Annotated in this window: 18 protein-coding genes; all 18 read right to left on the reverse strand. The window is 61.3% G+C overall.

Annotated features, from left to right (window positions below; translation table 11 throughout):
* Positions 1 to 62: 62 nt before the first annotated feature.
* The 18 genes from NIBR502773_RS15775 to NIBR502773_RS15860 all read right to left on the reverse strand — a co-directional run bounded on the left by NIBR502773_RS15775 (position 63) and on the right by NIBR502773_RS15860 (position 18,069).
* Positions 63 to 674 (reverse strand): ABC-type transport auxiliary lipoprotein family protein, encoded by a 612-nt coding sequence (locus NIBR502773_RS15775; RefSeq protein ID WP_141156399.1) that lies wholly within the window; start codon positions 672 to 674, stop codon positions 63 to 65.
* The gene (locus tag NIBR502773_RS15780) at positions 671 to 1,609 is read right to left on the reverse strand and encodes an MlaD family protein (protein ID WP_027608016.1); all 939 of its coding nucleotides are present in this window, start codon (positions 1,607 to 1,609) and stop codon (positions 671 to 673) included. Before NIBR502773_RS15780 ends, NIBR502773_RS15775 begins: the two co-directional genes overlap by 4 nt.
* Before the next feature lies 1 nt (position 1,610).
* A complete protein-coding gene (locus NIBR502773_RS15785) occupies positions 1,611 to 2,414 on the reverse strand; it encodes an ABC transporter ATP-binding protein (RefSeq protein WP_065937854.1) in 804 nt (267 codons plus the stop codon).
* A complete protein-coding gene (locus NIBR502773_RS15790) occupies positions 2,411 to 3,559 on the reverse strand; it encodes an ABC transporter permease (protein WP_141156400.1) in 1,149 nt (382 codons plus the stop codon). The genes NIBR502773_RS15785 and NIBR502773_RS15790 overlap by 4 nt, the downstream gene beginning before the upstream one ends.
* A gap of 53 nt (positions 3,560 to 3,612) precedes the next feature.
* On the reverse strand, positions 3,613 to 4,644 hold the full coding sequence (locus NIBR502773_RS15795; RefSeq protein ID WP_027608013.1) for a DUF5924 family protein: 1,032 nt from the start codon (positions 4,642 to 4,644) through the stop codon (positions 3,613 to 3,615).
* A 72-nt stretch (positions 4,645 to 4,716) separates the two neighbouring features.
* Positions 4,717 to 6,099 carry a pitrilysin family protein gene (locus NIBR502773_RS15800; protein WP_141156401.1) on the reverse strand — a complete coding sequence of 461 codons (1,383 nt, stop codon included), beginning with the start codon at positions 6,097 to 6,099 and terminating at the stop codon, positions 4,717 to 4,719.
* Positions 6,100 to 6,156: 57 nt separating this feature from the next.
* The gene (locus tag NIBR502773_RS15805; protein WP_065937850.1) at positions 6,157 to 7,815 is read right to left on the reverse strand and encodes a Na/Pi cotransporter family protein; all 1,659 of its coding nucleotides are present in this window, start codon (positions 7,813 to 7,815) and stop codon (positions 6,157 to 6,159) included.
* Positions 7,816 to 8,026: 211 nt separating this feature from the next.
* Entirely contained in the window at positions 8,027 to 8,794 is a 768-nt protein-coding gene (locus NIBR502773_RS15810; RefSeq protein WP_027608010.1) for a TerC family protein, read from the reverse strand.
* A gap of 68 nt (positions 8,795 to 8,862) precedes the next feature.
* Entirely contained in the window at positions 8,863 to 10,170 is a 1,308-nt protein-coding gene (locus NIBR502773_RS15815) for a CitMHS family transporter (RefSeq protein ID WP_003170826.1), read from the reverse strand.
* 313 nt (positions 10,171 to 10,483) lie between these two features.
* A complete protein-coding gene (locus NIBR502773_RS15820; protein WP_141156402.1) occupies positions 10,484 to 12,445 on the reverse strand; it encodes a DUF4105 domain-containing protein in 1,962 nt (653 codons plus the stop codon).
* Positions 12,442 to 12,762, reverse strand: coding sequence for a DUF2388 domain-containing protein (locus tag NIBR502773_RS15825; RefSeq protein ID WP_027608008.1), 321 nt, complete (start codon positions 12,760 to 12,762; stop codon positions 12,442 to 12,444). The genes NIBR502773_RS15820 and NIBR502773_RS15825 overlap by 4 nt, the downstream gene beginning before the upstream one ends.
* A gap of 26 nt (positions 12,763 to 12,788) precedes the next feature.
* Positions 12,789 to 13,097 carry a DUF2388 domain-containing protein gene (locus NIBR502773_RS15830; RefSeq protein ID WP_141156403.1) on the reverse strand — a complete coding sequence of 103 codons (309 nt, stop codon included), beginning with the start codon at positions 13,095 to 13,097 and terminating at the stop codon, positions 12,789 to 12,791.
* A gap of 105 nt (positions 13,098 to 13,202) precedes the next feature.
* Positions 13,203 to 13,523: a DUF2388 domain-containing protein gene (locus NIBR502773_RS15835; RefSeq protein WP_027608006.1), complete on the reverse strand. Its 321-nt coding sequence runs from the start codon at positions 13,521 to 13,523 to the stop codon at positions 13,203 to 13,205.
* Between the two features lie 136 nt (positions 13,524 to 13,659).
* Complete coding sequence (locus NIBR502773_RS15840) at positions 13,660 to 13,845, reverse strand: DUF1127 domain-containing protein (protein ID WP_027608005.1); 186 nt, start codon at positions 13,843 to 13,845, stop codon at positions 13,660 to 13,662.
* Between the two features lie 260 nt (positions 13,846 to 14,105).
* Complete coding sequence (locus tag NIBR502773_RS15845) at positions 14,106 to 14,321, reverse strand: DUF1127 domain-containing protein (RefSeq protein ID WP_003187413.1); 216 nt, start codon at positions 14,319 to 14,321, stop codon at positions 14,106 to 14,108.
* Positions 14,322 to 14,639: 318 nt separating this feature from the next.
* A complete protein-coding gene (locus tag NIBR502773_RS15850) occupies positions 14,640 to 16,133 on the reverse strand; it encodes an acetyl-CoA hydrolase/transferase family protein (protein ID WP_092488073.1) in 1,494 nt (497 codons plus the stop codon).
* Between the two features lie 179 nt (positions 16,134 to 16,312).
* Positions 16,313 to 17,749, reverse strand: a complete 1,437-nt coding sequence (locus NIBR502773_RS15855) for an NAD(P)(+) transhydrogenase (Re/Si-specific) subunit beta (RefSeq protein ID WP_027608003.1) — start codon at positions 17,747 to 17,749, stop codon at positions 16,313 to 16,315.
* Positions 17,749 to 18,069, reverse strand: coding sequence for an NAD(P) transhydrogenase subunit alpha (locus NIBR502773_RS15860; protein WP_003187417.1), 321 nt, complete (start codon positions 18,067 to 18,069; stop codon positions 17,749 to 17,751). The genes NIBR502773_RS15855 and NIBR502773_RS15860 overlap by 1 nt, the downstream gene beginning before the upstream one ends.
* Between the last annotated feature and the right edge of the window lie 15 nt (positions 18,070 to 18,084).

The raw sequence follows: 18,084 nt of genomic DNA on the forward strand, positions 1-18,084 counted from the left end.
AGCCCCCTCCCACATTCTGAATGTGTTCACAGATCCAAATGTTGGGGGCCCCGATGAGGCCCTCAGCGTTTCACCGCACCATTGCCCTGCTGAACAACCCACTCCACCACCTGCCTGTTCAACTGATCCCCGGCCTGACCAAAAGCAGCCACCACCGCCGGTACTTTGGTGTCAGTCACTGCCTGCTGCACTTCAAACCGCCGGCTGGCAATAATCCGCTGATCACTCCCACGCACCAGGCGTGCGTCGAGGCGGATCACCACCGCCACCGCACTGCCCCGGTACTCGCTCTGAAACGCCTGCAACTGCCCGCCCAACTCATAATCGGCCTGCAGGTTGGTGTCGTCGGTGCTCAACAGCGTCACGCGTCCATCGCGCTGGAACCCGTCCATCAGGCGATTGCGCAGCAGCACCGGCACCGGGTCGCTCCAGCGTGAGTTCGCATAGCTGCTGATCAAATCGCCATTGGGCACCACGGCGATGCGTGGGCTGTCGAGGAACTCACTGGTCTGTGGCTTGGCCAGGCGCAGCGACCAATTGACTGGCGCGCCCTGGGTCGTGCCCTGGGCCGCAGGCAGTCGGTAGACGTCCGATGGATCCGCCTTGGGCAGGATCGAACACGCGCTGATCAGCGCCAAGGCCACAGGGGCAATCATTTGGTAAGCACGCTTCATGGCGTGAACTCCTTGTTCTTGTCGCTGCCCAGCAGGTAGCCGCTGGGGTTGGCTTCCAGGCGGCGAGAGATGGCGCGCAGTGAACCGAGGGTTTCGCGCAGTTCGCGCACGGCCGGCGCCAGTTCGTTGAGGCCCTGCATGCCGCTGTTCACCGAGTCCTTGTTGTTGGTGAGCAAGGTATTGATGGTGGCGGTGCTTTGCTCAAGGGATTTCATCGCCTGTTCGGCGCTGCCGAAGACCTGCTTGCCTTGATCACTGAGCAGGCCATTGGCGTTGCGCATCAGCGCCGTGGTCTGCTCCAGGGCGGCCCCGGCCTGCTTGCTTACCTGCATCAATTGCTGCATCACCACCTTGATATCCCCACGCTGGTCGGCAATCGCGCCGGTGGTTTGTTCCAGATGGTCCAGGGTGTTGCTGAGGCGCTCGACATTCTGCGCGGAGAACATGTCGTTGGCGTTGTGCAGCAGCAGGTTGATGCTGGTCATCAGGTCGTTGCTGTTATTGAGCAATCGCGCGATCGGCGATGGCGAGGCGATGATCTCCGGCAGGTTGCCGTCCTTGCCCTTGAGCTCCGGGCTTTGCGGCGTGCCGCCGCTGAGTTGGATGATCGAGGTGCCGGTGATGCCGGTCAGCGCGAGTTTGGCCTGGGTGTCTTCCTTGATCGGTGTCTGGCCGGCCAGGCGAATGCGCGCGAGTACGCGGCGCGGGTCCTTGGGGTCCAGGCGCAGGCTGATGACATCGCCCACCTTGATCCCGCTGTATTGCACCGAGCTGCCCTGGGACAGACCGCTGACCGCTTCGTTGAAGATCACTTCGTAATCCTGGAAGGCGCTGTCGACGCTGGATTTGGCCAGCCACAGGCCAAACAGCATCGCGCCGACCACCACGATCACGCTGAACAGACCGATCATCACATGATGGGCTCGGGTTTCCATGTCATACCTCGTTGAGCGGTTGAGCGGCATCCAATGCCGCGCGGCCTCGGGGGCCGTGGAAATATTCGTGAATCCAGGCGTCGTCCGTTTCCGAGACGATATCGATGGCATCGGCCACCAGCACCTTCTTCTGCGCCAGCACCGCCACACGGTCGGTGATGGTGTAGAGCGTGTCCAGGTCATGGGTGACCAGGAACACGCTCAGGCCCAGCGCATCGCGCAGGGTCAGGATCAGTTGGTCGAATTGCGCCGCACCAATCGGGTCGAGGCCGGCGGTGGGTTCGTCGAGGAACAGGATGTCCGGGTCCAGCGCCAGGGCGCGTGCCAGGGCCGCGCGCTTGATCATGCCGCCGGACAGCGAGGCCGGGTATTTGTCGGCCGCCGACAGCGGCAGTCCGGCCAAGGCCAGCTTGACCGCGGCCAGGTGCTCGGCATCACGGCGGCTGAGCCCGGCATGTTCGATCAGCGGCAGCGCGACGTTCTCGGTCACCGTCAGTGAGGAAAACAGCGCGCCCTTCTGGAACAGTACGCCAAAGCGCCGTTCCACCAGCGAGCGTTCATGTTCCGGCAGGCTCGGCAGGTTCTTACCGAACACCCGCACTTCGCCTTCACTGGGCCGGCGCAGGCCGACGATGCTGCGCAGCAGCACCGATTTACCGCTGCCGGAGCCGCCGACCACCGCAAGGATTTCGCCCTTGTACAGATCCAGGTCGAGATGCTCGTGCACGCGCTGGCTGCCAAAGCGATTGCACAGGCCGCGCACTTCAATCACCGCCTCGGTGGGCGCACGGTGCAGACGACTCACCAGCCCATCTCCATGAAGAACAACGCAGCCATCGCATCCAGCACGATCACCACAAAGATCGATTGCACCACGCTGGAGGTGGTGTGGGCGCCGACCGATTCGGCGCTGCCGCTGACCTTGAAGCCTTCCAGGCAGCCGATGGCGGCGATCAGGAAGGCGAAGAACGGTGCTTTTACCATGCCCACCAGGAAGTGCTGCACGCCAATGTCCGATTGCAGCAGCGAAAGGAACATCGCCGGCGAGATGTCCAGGGCCACGGCGCAGACCACGCCGCCGCCGACGATCCCCGCCAGCATCGCCATGAACGTCAGCATCGGCAGTGCCACCAGCAACGCCAGCACGCGCGGCAATACCAGCAACTCCATCGGGTCCAGGCCCAGGGTGCGGATGGCGTCGATTTCTTCATTGGCCTTCATCGAGCCAATTTGTGCGGTAAAGGCGCTGGCGGTGCGACCGGCAATCAGGATGGCGGTGAGCAATACGCCGAATTCCCGTAGGAAAGAGAACGCCACCAGGTCCACGGTAAAGATCGTCGCACCAAAGCTCTTGAGCACTGTAGCGCCGAGGAACGCCACCACGGCACCGACCAGAAAGGTCAGCAACGCGACGATGGGCGCGGCGTCGAGGCCGACCTGTTCAAGATGGGCGACCATCGGCGTCAGGCGCCAGCGCTTGGGCCGGAAAATGCCCCGGGCGAAGGTTTCGAGAATCAAGCCGATAAAGCCCAGCAGTTGCTTACTGTCTTGCCAGACCTTGTCCACGGCCGCGCCGATACGCGCCAGCACCTGAATGCCAGTGGCTTCTTCCGGCGCTTTGTCCGGCACGCAAAAATCGTTGAGGGAGCGGTAGACGGTCTTGAGCAGCGCGCGGTCGGCGGCGGACAGGCTGCAGTCGGTCTGCTCGGCGGATTGTTCGATACGGGCGGGCCCCAGCAGCTCCACCAGCAGCGAGGCGCCGGCGGTATCCAGGGCGCCGAGGCCATTGAGATCGATGCGCGCGCCGGCGTCGTATTGGCCGTCGAGCTTGTCCGACAGCTTCTTCAGGTTTGCGTAGTGGGCAAGCGTCCAGTCCCCGGTAATTCGCAGTAACGGGGGAGCGGTGGACGTATCGAGGTGGGCTGCGCCGGCCGTGGTGCTACTGGTCATAAGCTCCGAGCTTGTTTGCTATCCACAATTCCTACGTAATAGCACGATCCTGCCTACTTTGGGTTGTCCGTTTGTGCTGCGTCAGTCACTTTGAAGCGCAGCACACCGATGACCTGCCCGTCTTCGGTCAGCACCCTCACCTGCCAGCGGCCGACCGCATCGGGCGGGAAGTTCTGCTTGTGGGTCCAGGCGCGATAGCCTTCCTTGCGCCCGCCGTGGATATCCAACGCGATGCGGTCCACCTCTTTGCCGTTGAGTTTCCACACGTGGTAGATCCGCTCATCCAGGCCGCGCGGCGCGTTGATTGCGGTGTAGGCATAGAGCCCGCCGCTGCGCAGTTGGGCGGCGCTGACTTCCTTGAGGTCGTCACCCGGCGTGCGGTCTTGCAGTTGGGTGCTGATCGCCACTTCGGTCATCCACAAGGTGGCCGGCGGTACCCAACTGCGCAGGAACCAGCCCGCGCAACCAATGGCGGCCGTTACCCCTAGCAGCATCGCCCAGCCCTTGAGGCTGCGCAGCGGCAGGCTCACCGCCAGGCTTGGAATCGACAAGGCCATGGCGACGCCGAGGGCGAGTTTGTAACTTTCGGCGGTGGTCAGGTGCAGGATGATCGGCAGCGCAGTGAGCAGCGCGGCGAACAGGGTCAGGGTGTGCAACGCGAGGAACAACGAACGCTTGGGCGCCAGCCATTTGTAGTACAGCGGGTCGACGATCGACACCAGCGCGGCCGCGCCGAGCAGGCCGGTAAACACCGATTGGCCGCTGTTCCAGGCGGTGGTGACGAAAAAGAACGGCAGCACGAAGAACAGACTTTCCTGGTGGATCATCTGGGTCGCGTAGCGCAGCAGGGGTTCGGGTATTTCGCGCTTGAAGACTTTGGTGAACAGCTGGGTAAAGCTGTTTTCCAGCATCAGCCACAGCCAGCTCACCAGCATGATCACCGCGATCCAACTGGCCATGCCCTGCTGGCGATCCACCAGAATGAAGCTGCAGACACCCGAGATAAAACCGCCGAGTGCAATCACCCCTGGGTAGCGCTTCATCAGTTCGAGGACGCGGGTGATTAAGCGGGTCAGGTTTTGCATTCGGCGGTTCGCAGTCTTTGTAGGAAAAAATCCCAGACAGAATAACGTCTTAGGCCAGGGTTCGGTGCCTCATTACGCGATCCGTTTGCGATAACGGCGCAGGCCGATCAACGCAATGGCGATCAGCCCGAGGACGCCGGCGCCGATCCAGTTGAGCATGTCGTAGCTCAGCAGTGGTTTCTCGATGCGCCAGTAACCTGGTTGCTTGAGCAACTCGCGCATGGCCTGGCTGGTCTGCTCCAGGCTCACGGCCTTGATGCGTTTGACCGGATCGCTGAAGTGGCCGTTGTCATAATCGCCCGAGGCGCTCCAGTAATAGTCGGCCAGCGCGCTATTGCCCTGCACGGCCCAGGCCTGGCGGGCGATGGCGGCCTGTTTGAGGCGCGCGAATACCGTTGGGTCAAGGCCGTCCTTGAGCAGTTGCGCCTTGAGGTCCTGCAGCACCCGCTCGGCTTCGGGGAGGTTGTCCCGCTCGAGGTCGGCATTCAGGCTGAGGAAGCCAACGCCGCCGAGCACTTCGCGCTCGCTCCAGGGGCCGTAGGACAACCCATGCTTGAGGCGCAGTTGGCGGTACAACGCCCAGTCCAGGTAATCCTTGAGCAGGTCGTAGGTTTCATCGTGCTGGTCGTCCAGCACCGGCTCGGGGAACAGCAAGTGCAGTTTGGCACTGTCGCCCACCCAGCCGTGGATCAGGTCGCGGTGGCTGGCGGCGGCGTGCTGGATCTGCGGCAGCGCCGGGTGCTCGCTGGGTTCGATCGGGTCGAGTTGGCCGTAGGTGCGTTCCAGGTAGGCCGGCAGCAGTTTGTCGAGGTCGCCGACGATGATCAGGGTCATGTTGTTGGGGGCGTACCAATTTTTGCGCAGCGTCTCCAGTTGGTCGCGGGTCAGATGATCGACCTCGGCGCGCTCGGCGCATTTGAGCCCCAGCTCGATGGCCAGTTGATTGCTGGCGGTGTGACCCAGGTCCTGGCGGTCGAGCAGGCGTTGCAGGTGGGAGTAATGACCGCCGTCTTCGCGCTCGACTACCTGTTTGGCCGCGTTGATATTGGCGTCGCTCAGTTGGGTGCGGGTGATGATCGCCAGCAGCAGGTCGAGCACCTTGCGCTGGTTTTGCGCGGGTGCCTCGATCACAAAGGTTGTATCGGCGTTGCTGGTGTAGGCGTTCCACTCGCCACCCAGGGCTTGCATGCGGTCTTCCAACTCGCCTTCGCCGCCGCCGTCGATACCGCTGAACAGCAAGTGTTCGAGCAGGTGCGGCAGTTCCTTGTCTTCGCAACCGAAGTCGTCCAGGCCGACGCCGACCACCAGGCGAATCGCCACATGGCCGCGCTCGGTGCCCGGTTTAAGCAGCAATTGCAGGCCGTTGGGCAAGGTGTAGCCCTCAACCTGCAAGCGGTCAAAGGCAAAGACGTGGGCAGAACCCATGAGCAGGCAAGCGAACAACAGGCGACGCATAACAAGCTTCCTGGCGAGTGAGGTCAGTTTTAACTGACTTCACGGGCCATCGTACGTTCAGGGTGAATGTGTGATGTCGGCAATATCTTCGGCGGAGAGTGCGCCGGTGTCGGACGTTTCCAAGACTACATAAGCACTGCTGCAAAACAACGAGTTCAAGCGTTTCATGTCGGCAATCAGCTCCAGGTGCAGGGAGCTGGTCTCCAGGCTCTGCACGATCTTGCGTTGCAGGCGGCTGACGTGGGCGTGGGCCAGGCGGCGTTCCTGGGCGCGGAAGCGGCGCTTTTCGCGCAGCAGTTGGCGGGCGCTTTCCGGGTCGGCACTGAGGAACACCGACAAACCCAGGCGCAGGTTGGCGATCAATTGGCTGTGCAGGCCGGTGAGTTCTTCCAGGCCCACTTCGGAAAACTGGCGGCGTTGGGAGGTTTTCTGCTGCTGGACTTTACGCAGCATGCGTTCGATCAGGTCGCCGGCCAGTTTCAGGTTGATCGACAGCTCGATGATTTCGGCCCAGCGCCGACTGTCTTGCTCGCTGAGGTCTTCGCGAGGCATTTGCGCCAGATAGAGTTTGATCGCGCTGTAGAGTGCCTCGACGTCGTCGCTGAGGCTGCGTATTTCCTGGGTAATGGCTGTCTGTTTGCCGCGCAGCACTTCCTGCATGGCGGTAAGCATGTTGTCGATCAGATCACCCAGGCGCAGGGTTTCGCGCGCGGCGTTGGCCAGGGCCAGGCTCGGTGTGGTCAGGGCCGTGGGGTCCAGGTGGCGCGGTTGGGCCTTGCCGTTGACCTCGTCCCGCTCCGGCAGTAACCAGGCGCACAGCTTGGCCATGGGGCCGATGGTGGGCAGCAGGATCAGGCAGCGGCTGACGTTGTAGAGCAGGTGGAAGGTGATGACCATGCCTTGGGCGCTGTAGTCCAGCCCGTCCATCCACAGCACCAGCGGGTCGAGTACCGGAATAATCAGCAGCAGGCCGATCAGTTTGTACAGCAGGCTGCCCAAGGCGACCTGGCGACCGGCGGCGTTCTGCATGCTGGTGCTGAGAAAGGCCAGCACGCCGCTGCCGATGTTGGCGCCGATTACCAGGCCGATGGCCACGTGCAAGCCGATCACCCCGGCGCCGGCCAGGGTGGCGGTCAGCAGGACAGCGGCGAGGCTGGAGTAGGAAATCATCGCGAACAGGGCGCCGACCAGGGCATCGAGCAAAATATCGCCGGTCAGCGAAGCGAACAGCACTTTCACGCCCTGGGCGTGGGTAATCGGCCCGGCGGCTTCGACGATCAATTGCAGCGCGAGGATGATCAGGCCGAGGCCGATCCCGACCCGGCCCAACTGCCCGGCCCGCGTCTGTTTGCGCGACAGGAAGAAAATCACCCCGAGAAAGATCAGCAGCGGCGACAGCCAGGACAGGTCGAAGGTCAGCACCCGGGCCATCAGCGCGGTGCCGACGTCGGCGCCGAGCATGGTCGCCAGGGCGGGCACCAGCCCCATCAGGCCCTGGCCGACAAAAGAGGTCACCAGCATCGCCGTGGCGTTGCTGCTCTGCACCATGGCGGTCACCAGGATGCCGGCGACAAATGCCAGCCAGCGCTTGGACATGTTCTGCCCGATGACTTGACGCAGGTTGGAACCGTAGACCCGCAGGATGCCGGTACGGACGATGTGCGTGCCCCAGATAAGCAGGGTCACGGCGGAAAGCAGATTGAGCAAGGTCAGCATGCTCGGCCCCCGTGTGGGTGCGCTCCAAGAGGAGCGAAGGAAAGTTGCCGCGTGCCGTTCTACGTCTTGTAGTTAAGCTGTAGTTGGCGAATGGGCTCGGCGCCAGCATCGCATAGCTAAAGTGGGGATTGAAACAAAACTGTCATGAAATCAGCTTTTTATGCATGAAAAAAAGGGGCTTATAAAAGCCCCTTTTTTGTCTGGCTCGGGTTTATTGACCCGGAATGTCCTTGCGCAGTTTCACAGGGTCCTGCTGTTTCTTCTTTTTCGCGATGGCGGTGCGCATCTTGATGTTCACCGCTTCCACCGCCAGCGAGAACGCCATGGCGAAGTAGACGTAGCCTTTTGGCACGTGCACGTCGAAGGATTCAGCGATCAGCACGGTACCCACCACCAGCAGGAACGACAGCGCCAGCATCTTCAGCGACGGGTGCTTGTCGATGAAGTCGCTGATGGTGCCGGCGGCCAGCATCATCACCAATACGGCAACAATGATCGCGGCAACCATGACCGGCACATGGGAGACCATGCCCACGGCGGTGATCACCGAGTCCAGGGAGAACACGATGTCGATGATCGCGATCTGGATGATGGTGTAGATGAACTTGCCACCGGCACCCTTGGGTTCGTCGTGGGTTTCGTCTTCACCTTCCAGGGCGTGGTACATCTCCTGGGAGCTTTTCCACAGCAGGAACAGGCCACCGAAGAACAGGATCAGGTCGCGGCCGGAAATGCCTTGGCCGAAGACCACGAACAGGTCGTCGGTCAGGCGCATGACCCAGGTGATCGACAGCAGCAACAGGATTCGCGTGACCATGGCCAATGCCAGGCCGAAGATCCGGGTGCGTGCCTGCATATGCTTGGGCATGCGGCTGACCAGGATCGAAATCATGATGATGTTATCGATGCCCAGGACGATCTCGAGAGCCGTCAGGGTGAAGAAGGCAATCCAGATTTCCGGATTGGTCAGCCATTCCATGTGTATTCCTTTGAGCAAGTGTTAAACCGCGCAAGCTGCAGCGCCGCGCGGTGAGTGAGTCGGTACGATTATAGAGTGCTGAACAGCGGAAAAATCCCCATCAGCAATGCGGCGAACATTATGCACAGGCATACCAGTACTGCCCACTTCAGGGTGAAGCGCTGGTGATCGCCAAATTCGATACCGGCCAGTGCCACCAACAGGTAGGTCGACGGTACCAGCGGGCTGAGCAAGTGCACGGGCTGGCCAACGATCGAGGCGCGAGCCATTTCCACCGCGGTGATGCCGTAGTGGCTGGCGGCTTCGGCGAGTACCGGCAGTACGCCGTAGTAGAACGCATCGTTGGACATGAAGAAGGTGAACGGCATGCTCACCAGCGCGGTGATCACCGCCAGGTAAGGGCCCATGGCTTCCGGAATGACGGCCAGCAGGCTCTTGGACATGGCATCGACCATGCCGGTGCCCGACAGGATGCCGGTGAAGATCCCTGCGGCGAAGATCAACCCGACCACCGCCAATACGCTGCCGGCGTGGGCGGCGACGCGGTCTTTCTGCTGTTGCAGGCACGGGTAGTTGACGATCATCGCGATACTGAATGCCACCATGAACAGTACCGGCAGCGGCAACAGGCCGGCGATCAGGGTGCACATCAGGGCCAGGGTCAGGGCACCGTTGAACCAGATCAGCTTCGGACGGCGGGCGTCCGGGTATTGCGACACGCTGATCTCGCTGTGGTCGATCTCGTCGCCTTGCAGGTGCAGCTCACCCAGGCGCGCCCGTTCGCGCTTGCCGTACATGTAGGCAATCACCAGGATCGCGACCACACCGGCGGCCATCGCCGGGATCATCGGGACGAAAATATCCGAGGGGTCCACGTGCAGCGCACTGGCGGCGCGGGCGGTCGGGCCGCCCCAAGGGGTCATGTTCATCACGCCACCGGCGAGGATGATCAGGCCGGCCATGATCCGCGGGCTCATGCCGATGCGCTGGTACAGCGGCAGCATGGCGGCCACGCAGATCATGTAGGTGGTGGCGCCGTCACCGTCGAGGGACACCACCAGGGCCAGCACCGCGGTGCCGACCGACACCTTCAGCGGGTCGCCCTTGACCATCTTGAGGATCTTGCGCACGGCCGGGTCGAACAGGCCGGAGTCGATCATCAGGGCAAAATAGAGGATGGCGAACATCAGCATCACGCCGGTGGGCGCGAGCTTGGTAATGCCTTCGAGCATCATCGGGCCGATCTTCGGTGCGAAACCGCCGAACAGCGCGAACAGGATAGGCACGATGATCAGGGCGATCAGCGCGGACAGGCGCTTGGTCATGATCAGGAACATGAACGTGATGACCATGGCAAAGCCAAGGAAAGTCAGCATAGGAATACTCCAGGCGTAGCGCGGCTAGGGAATGGCGAACCGGGGTGGGGTCAGCGCAGAACGAAGGGCACGAGGCGTACGGGTGGAGTTGGGGCGAACAGGCGGGTACGGACGGACATCGGGGATCACCATTGTTGTTGTGTACAGCCGGTCTGTTGCCGGCAGTTGGGGGCGATCCTAGACGCGTTAGCTTTCAGCCAGCTTTCGTTGGTAAAACAGTTGGTGGTGGGAAGATGTACGGTCTTCAGGTGTACACATTGCAAATGTGGGAGGGGGCTCGCTCCCACATTGGAATGTGTTTATCCCGTGTACTTCAGGGCAGCTCAAGGCCGCCCGCTGCTTTGTGCAGTTTGCGCAGGTGTTCACCCACCTGCTTTAGGTTGGCTTCACACGCAGCAATTTCGGCCGCGCGGGACGGATCCAGTAGCGCCCTCACCTCTTTATCCAGCTCGCCGGTGAGCGATTGCAGCTGCTTCTGGCGCTCGGCGCTTTCCGATTCCAGGCGCTTGGCTTCCGATGATTGCGGCAGGCCATAGCCACCGCTGCCCAGCAGTTCTGCGGGACGGCTGAGGAAGCCACTGTTGGCGAGGATCTGCTGCAGCGTGGCGTTGGCTTTCTCCATGCCGCCGTTTTTCAGCTCGCGTGCACCGAGGTAGCGTTGCTTGACTTCGTCCTGGGCCAGCATCAGCTGTTTGCGAAAGCTCGCCTGTTCCAGCAGCAGCAGTGCGGCGCTGGTGCGCAGGTCGGCCTGGTCAAACCACTGGCGGCGCTCTTCGGCGCTGAGGGACAGCCAGTCTTCAACCTGGGTCTGTTTGATCGGCAGGTGTTTGCGCAGCACGTCGAACATGGCCTGGTAGCGTTCGCGGAAGGAGTCGAAGTGATACCCCAGGCGCATGGCCTCGCGTTTGTCGTTGAGTACGCTGGTATCCGCCAGGCCGCGGGCTTGCAGCACTTCCAGCAGGCCATTGGGGGTGATGTTGTCCAGGCCAGTCAGCTGCGGGTTGGCGCTGCCGCTGCGCAGCAGTTTCAGGCTTTCGACCGCGCAGTTGTTGGACAGGAAGTAATAGTTGCCGTCATAGCTCCAATGCATTTCAGCGGCGTGCTCGACGGTGTCGTTGATCTCCTGGCGCGACAGTTTCAGCGGCACGGACGCCAGGCCGCGCAGTTCGGTCTTGGTGTATTCGTCAATCACCTGGGCCAGCGGCAGCACGAACAGCCGTGACGGGTACTTGCCCACCAGGCCGTCCCAGCTGGACAGCTGCACATCGCCGACGAAGGCGCGGTAGGACAGCACCAGGTGCTGGTCCAGGTCGAGCCGGCAGTCCGGCCCACGGGGGCGGCCCGGCGCGCAGATCACCAGGCGCAACATACTGTGGCCCCAGCGGCTGACCAGGTTCTGGTTGGCTTCGGCCAGCAGGTAGTCGATTTCGTAGACCCGCTCCGGGTCGACGTGGCCCAGGGGGGTCTTGGCGAAATCGTTGCCGGCGTTGAGGAACGCGTAGGTCTTGGCGCAGGTGTCTTGTTCCGGTGGGGCCCAGCCGAAGTGTTCCTTGTAATAGCGGAACAGCGCGGGGCGCCGGCAGGCATAGCTTGGGTCGAGGAGGAAGTACTCCATATTGACCGCTACGAATTCCAGCGGGCTGGTGGTTTCGTAGATATCCGGGCTGCGCGCGACCTGACGGTTGTGTTGTTCGCGCTCACCGCGACGGCCGACATATTGCGGCCAGCCCGCCAGGTCCAGCAGGCGCGGGTCATCGCTGAGGGTGAAGCGCCGGTCATTCTGGCCACGGCATTGATCGGGCAGGCCGATCAGGCCGGTGATGTTGTTCTGGCGGCTGCAACGCTGGATCAGCGCGCGTTCGTCCTTGGGCCACAGGCGCGCACGGTCATAGATGTGGGTCAGTTCATGCAGCACGGTCGCGAGCATTTCCCGGCGCACGGTGCCGTGGGGGCGATTGGTTTTCTGCGTGGCAGCGCTGCCGTCGGTCAGGCTGTCGAGCAGGTTGCGGTTGAGGTCCAGCTCGGACACCAACGAAGCCTGGCCATAGGCATTTTCGGGCATCTTATCGGTCCAGCCGACATCGATGCGCCGGTCCAACTGCTCGACGAAGCGTGGTGGCAGCGAGCGCATCGCCTCATCGAGCAATGCCTGGCTGGCCTGCTGTTCGGCCGGGCTCAAGCCATCTGTCTTGAGCCGCAGTTGCAGGCTGGCCTGGGCTGCGCTGGCACACAGCAGCACAGTCCCGGCCAGGAGCCAGGCGACAAGGCGCCTCACAGAGCGAGAATGGCTTCGGCGAGGGTCTGGTCACTGGCATCGCGCGCTTCCGGCAGGCGGGTGCGCAGGGTGTCGAAGGCGGCTTCCAACTGCGCGCCGCGGATCTCGCCGTTGGTGGCGACGAAACTGGCCGCGTCATCGTGGGCTTCGCGCACGACTTTGGAGTCGCGGATAGAGGTGGTGGTGTCCGAAGTGAAATCAATGGTGCGGCCAGAGGCGCGAACAATGATGTTACTGGTGGCCACCAGGGTATGTGCCTGGGCAACGTCGGCCAACAACAGCAGGCCAAGGGTGGCGGCGATCAGCGGGCTACGCATGGAATGACTCCGAAATACAAAGATGATTATTGGACGAGAATTGCCTGCGCCAGTTCAAGGTCGCTGGCGTTAAGTTTTGGTTGGGTACGGCGCAGGTAATCCAGCGCGGATTCCAGCCGTGCGCCCCGCCATTGGCCGTCAGTGGCGATAAACGCAGCGGCATCATCCAGGGCCGCCACGACTACTTTCCGGTCGAAAGGCGCGGAGGTCACCTTGCTGGTGGCGTACGCGCTCGCGACGGTACCTTGGATGGTCAGGTCGAAGGCCGAAGCCAATGGCGACCAACTGGCACACAAACACACAGGGACAATTAGCAGGCGGTATGAAAAAGCCATGGGACTCGACAACTGAAAACGAGCGCCAAGGCTAGCGTAATGCCCGGGCGAGAGCCAGTGCGGCGGCATCGGGGAGCGACGGGCGCTCCCTTTGGGTCAACTCACTCAAATAGCCAGGATGGCTTGGGCCAGCTGTGCGTCAGTCGCGGTGTTCAGTTGCGGCGCCTGTTGGCGGATCTGGGCCAGGGCGCTTTCAAGCTTCACACCACGAATGGCGCCTTCGCTTGCGACGAAGCTGGCTGCGTCGTCACGGGCGGCGCGCACGACCTTGTTATCCCGCAGTGACGAAGTGGCATCGGAGGTGGCGTCGGAAGTAGCCTTCAGTGCGCCGACGATGGAGTCGGTGGTCACGATGAAGCTGGAGGCGCTGGCGTTGGTGGCCAGGGCCAGCAGGGCAGCAGCACTCAGCAGGCGAATACGGGACATGGGGTGACTCCTGTAGGTGAACGAATAAGGTGGCGCAGGGCAGCCATTGGGGATCAGACGCCTGTCCTAAACGGTTCGCCACGTTGTGCATGGATATTAAGCCGCTGTTTATCCGTTCGGAAAGCTTCTTGACTGCCTAGTCTCGCCAGAACGGCTTGGACAGCTCGGCCATTCGGTCTCCCGGGCTGATGCCGACATCGGAGAGTTCTCGAAGATCGAGTTGCGCCAGTTGGCGGCGTTCGTAGGCGTGGCGGAGCCATTTGGCCAGCGTGGAAGCTGTCCTGTGTAACAGCCGTTTATATAGAGAAGGTTGGGTGTCCATGGTGGGCGCCTTTCGTGAGGTCCTGGAACACCATGGTGGGCGAGTGGCTCTGACCGTTACAGATACACCAATGTTTAATTGTACTGCTTAACTGTTATATTTTTTGAACTGTACTGGTTTGGATGAATGGCTTCTGTCTGGACTGGAAGAATGCTGTCCCGGAAAACAACAAAGCCCGCCTCCGGTCTCCCGGGGCGGGCTTTGTTTTGACAAATCAGTGCTGGCAGTGGACCCGGTAGGTCAGGGCCAGCGGGCGTCAATTAACGCCAGAACGGCTTGCTCAGCTCTTCATAGCGTTGAGCTTCGCTGATACCGGCATCAGCCAGCAGACGCGAATCCAGACGAGCCAGTTGATGGCGGCTGGAGATGCGGCGCTGCCACAACATCAGGTTGGCGAGAACGCGCAAAGGCAGGGAAGCCTGGGTGTTTACAGCTTTTTCTTCGAAGAACAGTTCGGAACTGAGTGTACGTTCCATGATGACATCCTTCCGCTTGTGGCGGGATTAGGTAGTGGTTTAACTGATGCCAATGATCCTCTTCCGGCGCAAGACTCTCTAGATACAGTTCACCTGTTTTGTGAGGGGCCAGTTAACTGTTTACAGGTGCTGTACTGTACGGAAATGGGGCAACTGTACCTGTCCGCACTGAAACAGTGCGAAATAGGCATTTTATGGTGTGGGTGTGGGAATTTTCGGTAGGAAATGACCGGTACAGCAGTACAGTTTTTTCAAGAAGCGAGGGGTGTGGCATCGAGCTGACGAAACTGTGTTTGCGTCAGCTCGAATCTGTATCAATCAAGCCTTGAGCATATGCCCGGTTTCTTCCAGATTAATGTGCCAACTCAGTGCTTCGCGCAGGATGTGTGGGGTGTGGCCACCGATAGCACAGGCTGAGTTGAAGTAAGTGTTCAGCGCATCGCGGTAGGCCGGATGCACACAGTTGTCGATGATCACCCGGGCCCGCTCCCGCGGCGCCAGGCCCCGCAAGTCGGCGAGGCCGACTTCGGTGACCAGGATGTCGACGTCGTGTTCGGTGTGGTCCACATGGCTGACCATCGGCACCACGCTGGAAATCGCGCCGCCCTTGGCAATCGACTTGGTGACGAAGATCGCCAGATGCGCGTTGCGCGCGAAGTCGCCGGAACCGCCGATGCCGTTCATCATCCGCGTGCCGCAGATGTGGGTGGAGTTGACGTTGCCGTAGATGTCGAACTCCAGCGCCGTGTTGATGCCGATAATGCCCAGGCGCCGCACTACTTCAGGGTGATTGGAAATTTCCTGCGGGCGCAGCACCAGCTTGTCTTTGTAGTGCTCCAGGTTGCCGAACACGTCGGCATTGCGCCGCTCCGACAGGGTGATCGAGCTGCCCGAGGCAAAGCTCAGTTTGCCGGCGTCGATCAGGTCGAACGTCGAGTCCTGCAACACTTCCGAATACATGGTCAGGTCTTCGAACGGCGAATCGATCAGGCCGCACATCACTGCGTTGGCAATGTTGCCGATCCCGGCCTGCAGCGGGCCAAGCTTGTTGGTCATGCGCCCGGCGTCCACTTCCTGCTTGAGGAAGTTGATCAGGTGGTTGGCGATGCCCTGGGTATCGCTGTCGGGTGGTGTCACGGTGGAGGCTGAGTCGGCCTGATTGGTGATCACGATGGCGACGATCTTCTCCGGCGGGATCGGGATCGCGGTGCTGCCGATGCGGTCGTCGACCTTTACCAGCGGGATCGGCGTACGGGTTGGCCGGTAGGTCGGGATATAGATGTCGTGCAGCCCTTCCAGATTCGGGTTGTGTGCCAGGTTGATCTCGACGATCACTTGCTTGGCGAAAATCGCGAAGCTGGCGGAGTTACCCACGGATGTGGTGGGCACGATATGGCCTTGTTCGGTGATCGCAACGGCCTCGATGACGGCAATGTCCGGCAGCTTGAGCTGGTTGTTGCGCAGTTGCTCGACGGTTTCCGACAGGTGCTGATCGATAAACATCACCTCGCCGGCGTTGATCGCCTTGCGCAAGGTGCTATCGACCTGGAACGGCATGCGTCGGGACAGCACGCCGGCTTCGGTCAACTGCTTGTCCAGGTCGTTACCCAGGCTGGCGCCGGTCATCAGGGTGATTTTCAGCGGGGACGTCTTGGCGCGTTCGGCCAGGGCGTGGGGCACGGCCTTGGCTTCACCGGCACGGGTGAAGCCGCTCATGCCGACGGTCATGCCGTCCTCGATCAGTGCGGCGGCGTCTGCCGCGCTCATGACCTTGTTCAACAACGAAGGCAAGCGGATACGATCACGGTACATGAATTGTTATCTCAGGCTACGGAAGCAAGGTGGGCAGTGTAGTGATTTCAAAAAGTTTCGGCCCGCTACCATGGTCGAATGCGGGGCAGCGATTTAGAGCCTTTGGTCGGGTTTCATGGGGTAATAAAAAACCCCAGCCTACTGGAGGCCAGGGTTTCGGGTATTGCTCTGGCGCAGTGTTATTCGACGGCCTTGACCATGTCTTCGATGACCTTCTTGGCATCACCGAAGACCATCATGGTCTTGTCCAGGTAGAACAGTTCGTTATCCAGCCCGGCATAACCGCTGGCCATCGAGCGCTTGTTGACGATGATGGTCTTGGCCTTGAACGCTTCCAGGATCGGCATGCCGGCAATCGGCGAGTTGGGGTCGTTCTTGGCGGCCGGGTTGACCACGTCGTTCGCGCCCAGCACCAGCACCACGTCAGCCTGGCCAAATTCGGAGTTGATATCCTCCATCTCGAACACCTGGTCGTAAGGCACTTCCGCCTCGGCCAGCAGGACGTTCATATGCCCAGGCATACGGCCGGCCACGGGGTGGATCGCGTATTTCACAGTCACGCCACGGTGGGTCAGCTTCTCGGTCAGTTCCTTCAGGGCATGCTGTGCCCGTGCCACTGCCAGGCCATAGCCTGGAACGATGATCACGGTGTCGGCGTTGGTCAGCAGGAAGGTGGCGTCGTCGGCCGAACCGGACTTCACCGGGCGTGCTTCTTTAGAACCCGCTGCAGCGCCGGCATCCGGCGCATTGCCGAAACCGCCGAGCAGTACATTAAAGAAGGAGCGGTTCATCGCCTTGCACATGATGTACGACAGGATCGCACCGCTTGAACCCACCAGCGAACCGGCAATGATCAGCATCGAGTTGTTCAGCGAGAAGCCGATGCCCGCCGCTGCCCAGCCGGAGTAGCTGTTAAGCATCGACACAACAACCGGCATATCCGCGCCGCCGATTGGGATGATGATCAGCACGCCGAGCACGAACGCCAATGCCAGCATCAGCGCAAAGGCGGTGAGGTTGCCGGTGAACATGAACGCCAGGCCCAGGCCGAGGGTTGCAAGGCCGAGCACCAGGTTGATCTTGTGCTGGCCGCCAAACTGTACCGGTGCGCCTTGGAACAGGCGGAACTTGTACTTGCCCGAGAGCTTGCCGAACGCGATCACCGAACCGGAGAAGGTAATCGCCCCGATGGCCGCGCCGAGGAACAGCTCCAGGCGGTTGCCCGCCGGGATCGCATCGCCCAGGTGTTTGACGATGCCCAGGGACTGTGGCTCGACCACGGCGGCAATCGCGATAAACACCGCGGCCAGGCCGATCATGCTGTGCATGAAGGCGACCAGTTCGGGCATCTTGGTCATTTCTACGCGCTTGGCCATGATCGAGCCGGCGGTGCCGCCGACCAGCAGGCCGACGATCACGTAGCCGATACCGGCGGTGGCCAGTTCAGCGCCGAGCTTATAGATCAGGCCTACGGTCGTGAGTACCGCCAGCGCCATGCCGAGCATGCCGAACAGGTTGCCGCGTCGCGACGTAGTGGGATGCGACAGGCCTTTGAGGGCCTGGATAAAGCAGATCGACGCGATCAGGTACAGCGTCGTCACCAGATTCATGCTCATTACTTCGGCGCCTCTTCTTTTACTTTCGGGGCTTTCTTCTTGAACATCTCCAGCATCCTGCGAGTTACTAGGAAACCGCCGAACACGTTCACGGCTGCGAGGGCCACAGCCAGGGTGCCCATGGTCTTGCCCAGTGGTGTAACGGTCAGCGCTGCAGCGAGCATGGCGCCGACAATCACAATCGCTGAAATGGCGTTCGTCACTGCCATCAACGGTGTGTGCAGTGCGGGCGTTACGTTCCAGACCACGTGGTAACCGACATAAATCGCCAGCACAAAGATGATCAGGTTGTAGATACCGGGGGAGATAAGCTCTTCCATCGTCTGAATCCCTGC

The organism is Pseudomonas sp. NIBRBAC000502773 (assembly GCF_006517195.1).
Taxonomy (GTDB): Bacteria; Pseudomonadota; Gammaproteobacteria; order Pseudomonadales; family Pseudomonadaceae; genus Aquipseudomonas; species Aquipseudomonas marginalis.

Coding starts and splice junctions, on each gene's coding strand:
- NIBR502773_RS15775 (WP_141156399.1), bottom strand. CDS start 674: ATGAAGCGTGCTTACCAAATGATTGCCCCTGTGGCCTTGGCGCTGATC.
- NIBR502773_RS15780 (WP_027608016.1), bottom strand. CDS start 1,609: ATGGAAACCCGAGCCCATCATGTGATGATCGGTCTGTTCAGCGTGATC.
- NIBR502773_RS15790 (WP_141156400.1), bottom strand. CDS start 3,559: ATGACCAGTAGCACCACGGCCGGCGCAGCCCACCTCGATACGTCCACC.
- NIBR502773_RS15795 (WP_027608013.1), bottom strand. CDS start 4,644: ATGCAAAACCTGACCCGCTTAATCACCCGCGTCCTCGAACTGATGAAG.
- NIBR502773_RS15800 (WP_141156401.1), bottom strand. CDS start 6,099: ATGCGTCGCCTGTTGTTCGCTTGCCTGCTCATGGGTTCTGCCCACGTC.
- NIBR502773_RS15805 (WP_065937850.1), bottom strand. CDS start 7,815: ATGCTGACCTTGCTCAATCTGCTTTCCGCCGTGACCCTGCTTATCTGG.
- NIBR502773_RS15810 (WP_027608010.1), bottom strand. CDS start 8,794: ATGGAATGGCTGACCAATCCGGAAATCTGGATTGCCTTCTTCACCCTG.
- NIBR502773_RS15815 (WP_003170826.1), bottom strand. CDS start 10,170: ATGCTGACTTTCCTTGGCTTTGCCATGGTCATCACGTTCATGTTCCTG.
- NIBR502773_RS15825 (WP_027608008.1), bottom strand. CDS start 12,762: ATGCGTAGCCCGCTGATCGCCGCCACCCTTGGCCTGCTGTTGTTGGCC.
- NIBR502773_RS15830 (WP_141156403.1), bottom strand. CDS start 13,097: ATGGCTTTTTCATACCGCCTGCTAATTGTCCCTGTGTGTTTGTGTGCC.
- NIBR502773_RS15835 (WP_027608006.1), bottom strand. CDS start 13,523: ATGTCCCGTATTCGCCTGCTGAGTGCTGCTGCCCTGCTGGCCCTGGCC.
- NIBR502773_RS15840 (WP_027608005.1), bottom strand. CDS start 13,845: ATGGACACCCAACCTTCTCTATATAAACGGCTGTTACACAGGACAGCT.
- NIBR502773_RS15845 (WP_003187413.1), bottom strand. CDS start 14,321: ATGGAACGTACACTCAGTTCCGAACTGTTCTTCGAAGAAAAAGCTGTA.
- NIBR502773_RS15850 (WP_092488073.1), bottom strand. CDS start 16,133: ATGTACCGTGATCGTATCCGCTTGCCTTCGTTGTTGAACAAGGTCATG.
- NIBR502773_RS15855 (WP_027608003.1), bottom strand. CDS start 17,749: ATGAGCATGAATCTGGTGACGACGCTGTACCTGATCGCGTCGATCTGC.
- NIBR502773_RS15860 (WP_003187417.1), bottom strand. CDS start 18,069: ATGGAAGAGCTTATCTCCCCCGGTATCTACAACCTGATCATCTTTGTG.